Origin of the sequence: Bacteroides bouchesdurhonensis (assembly GCF_900155865.1) — a bacterium.
Classification (GTDB): domain Bacteria; phylum Bacteroidota; class Bacteroidia; order Bacteroidales; family Bacteroidaceae; genus Bacteroides; species Bacteroides bouchesdurhonensis.
The window spans coordinates 1-2190 of the sequence record NZ_LT707019.1 but is presented as its reverse complement, the minus strand read 5'-3'; the positions used below and the strand labels follow the sequence as shown (position 1 = coordinate 2190).

2 protein-coding genes and 2 pseudogenes are annotated in these 2190 nt (G+C 35.5%); 3 read left to right on the top strand and 1 reads right to left on the bottom strand.

The window, feature by feature from the left end; genetic code table 11:
• Positions 1-566, top strand: a pseudogene (locus tag CZ225_RS24550) (hypothetical protein); the annotation flags it as partial.
• A 7-nt stretch (positions 567-573) separates the two neighbouring features.
• The gene (locus tag CZ225_RS22785) at positions 574-1257 is read left to right on the top strand and encodes a hypothetical protein (protein ID WP_129585943.1); all 684 of its coding nucleotides are present in this window, start codon (positions 574-576) and stop codon (positions 1255-1257) included.
• 308 nt (positions 1258-1565) lie between these two features.
• On the opposite strand, the gene CZ225_RS24985 is transcribed toward CZ225_RS22785, so the two are convergent.
• Positions 1566-1742, bottom strand: coding sequence for a hypothetical protein (locus tag CZ225_RS24985; protein ID WP_449374848.1), 177 nt, complete (start codon positions 1740-1742; stop codon positions 1566-1568).
• Positions 1743-1958: 216 nt separating this feature from the next.
• Between CZ225_RS24985 and CZ225_RS24750 the strand changes: the two are divergent.
• Positions 1959-2190, top strand: a pseudogene (locus tag CZ225_RS24750) (RHS repeat-associated core domain-containing protein); the annotation flags it as partial.

The following is a 2190-nucleotide window of genomic DNA, read 5'->3' as shown; positions in this document are numbered from 1 at the left end:
AGGATCATCAGGGGAATACCCGTGTGGTGGCGGATAAGGATGGCAATGTGGAGGAAACGAATGCGTATTATCCGTTTGGTGGGACTTTCACTTCTACAGCTAGTGTTCAGCCTTACAAGTATAATGGAAAAATAATAAAAGAACCATTTACGGAAGAATATGCTGCTTCTACTAATCCTTCTGATCCTAATAAGTTTGGTACTGTAGGAAAAAATCAATTGTTATTGGCTGTGCGTTCAAAACATAAGAATAAGTATTGGGCTCTCCAAATGCGTACGTTGGAAAATTCTTCTTTTGTACCTGCGGAAGGAGTAAATCCAAGAAATCTCTCTAACTTTGTATCTGGAGCTAATATTCATAAAGCTGGCATTAATAATGCAACTAGTTCTATGTATACTCCTTCTTTGATAAGAATTGGACATTCTGCAGTTCCTTATATAGAACGTCCTAGCAAATATAGCGGAGTATCAGAGGGATGTTATTTAATTGATATAAATAAATGGCAATCTTTTATGTCTCATTTTCCTGCAGGCGTCGGAAAGGTTGGAGTGATAACTAGTAATTAATTTAAATATGAGAAGAAAATATATGTTTATTGTACTAATGATAAGTTGTCTATTCCTATTTTATAATGAATCAGATGCAAATAAATACTCATTAGAAATTTTAGATAACTTTCAATATGTTGATAGTTTGAAGAAAAGCCCTCCTCTATGCATAATTTATGCAAAAGAATTAGATGAATTTTGTGCAAAAAGTAAAATAGGTCCAATAGAAGTTTTCCAAACAGGAGATACTTTATATATTAGCTCAGAAGGAACATTAACCAATTATTTATTAGGGGGCGATTATAGTACAAATGGACTAAAGCAATTTTTAAAGTTGGATTTTAATATTGAGAAGCAAACTGTAAATGATGGTGACCAAGATCGCATTGCAAGAAAATTTACGAACAAAAGGTCTTTTATAAAAACTGTATATAATTCCCATTATGAAGATTATCAAATCGTATCAGCAGATATTGTTGATAAGGATTTTATTCTGATGGATAGTATACATATTGGAATGTCAAAGAAAGATTTTTTTGATAAGATGTTTGAAAAGACAATAAAATATGATTTTTCAAAAGTTAAGGTATTGAAAAATGGAGATTTAAATGGAGATATATCCCAAACTTATTTTTTCAGTAATGGATTACTTAGGAGAATTATAATTCAATCATCATACGATTGGGTACCTCTTGATATAGTGCTTTAAACAAAATAGAGTATTTAACCCTGATATAAGTTATCTAATAGGTAATTAATATCAGGGTATGTTTTGTAATAATATGACCTAGTTTACTAAGTTACTAATCAAAATTAAGCAGCATAATGTCTAAAGTTAATATTCAGTTCTGTTCCTATGGCCGCCTGCATTCTGTTGGTAGCATAAAAGAACAATTCTGTGGTGACATAGCCCTGCGATCAGAACCATTTTCCTTTCATTATTTCCCAGAGGGTCTCCACAATATTCAAATGAGGGGAGTATGGTGGGATGTAGAAAAGAAAGAGTCCCCGTTTCTCTCATATGGTTCGCATCCGCTTTATTTTCTCATTACGATGTACACTGGCATTGTCAAACACGGCAAATGTCTTCCTGCCGAGTTTGAAAGAGAATCGATCAAGAAATTCAACCACGTTCTCGGCATCGACAGATTCCGAGGTACAGAAGTCTTCAAAGCGGCTGTCCCTATCAATCATGCCAAAGATGTTAAGACGTTTTGCTCTTTCGACAGGGATGTAAACGTCCTCTCCGGGAAAGGTGCTGTGCTTGCCGCTAATACAAACCAGTCCAATGAGCAGGTTACGGGGTATGACAAGATGGGGAATATTCTGGGGTTGAAGCGTTACGGGCAGACGGATGCAGGCAGTTACGGGATGATTGATAATCTGACTTTGGCGTATAATGGCAACTAGTTGCAGACAGTTAAGGATGCTTCCACAAACTCGGTCTATGGGAATGGTACAGAATTTAAAGGCAATTCCAACCAAACGATGGAGTATGCTTATGATAAAAATGGTAATCTGACTAAAGATTTAAACAAGGATATTAGTAAAATCGGATATAATCTTTTAAATTTGCCTGATGAGGTAACCTTTGCCAACGGTAACAGCATCCGGTATGAGTATGCTGCTGACGGGACGAAGC